The 496-nt window shown below is 37.3% G+C and carries 1 protein-coding gene; it reads left to right on the top strand.

The annotated features are described in order from the left end of the window. The first annotated feature begins 20 nt into the window (after positions 1-20). On the top strand, positions 21-458 hold the full coding sequence (locus tag M1B78_RS18550) for a hypothetical protein (protein WP_257941506.1): 438 nt from the start codon (positions 21-23) through the stop codon (positions 456-458). The last annotated feature ends 38 nt before the right edge of the window (positions 459-496 follow it).

Here is a 496-nt window from a genome sequence, read left to right as displayed (position 1 = left end):
GCCCCTAAAATGTATTAAGTATGGCAGAAAAGCAGGATATTAGAGAAAATGCGATGGCTGGGGGGACTCCGGCACGGCTACGTGGGTTGGATGCAAACGGCAACAGCATATCACCGACATTGGAAGAGGTAGCAAGCGCAATGCCAGTAGCATCGTTGTCAAGTAAAGGATTGGCAAGTGAGGGACAAGGTATAATAGAATATAGAGTTGAAGGGAAAAGTAGTGTAGATATTACTTTTCCCAGATATGGTATATATTTATTCGTTAGTGAACAATTAAAAGGTATCAGTTTTCTATTCCAGTTAGCATATTATATGTATGATTTTAAAATACTACTTGACCCATCTGGCGCTTTAGGAACAATATTCAATATAGAACAAATTGAAGTAGGTAGTAAAACCATAAGAGTCACAAATTTGGCAGATTCATTTCAAAGATTTTCCATAAATAGATTATAGCCAACCATCATTATATTTTTCCGTCATATCCTTTGCCC

It is taken from the genome of Bacteroides muris (ex Fokt et al. 2023) (assembly GCF_024704895.1).
Taxonomy (GTDB): Bacteria; Bacteroidota; Bacteroidia; order Bacteroidales; family Bacteroidaceae; genus Bacteroides; species Bacteroides muris.
This window is presented reverse-complemented; position numbering and strand designations above follow the sequence as displayed.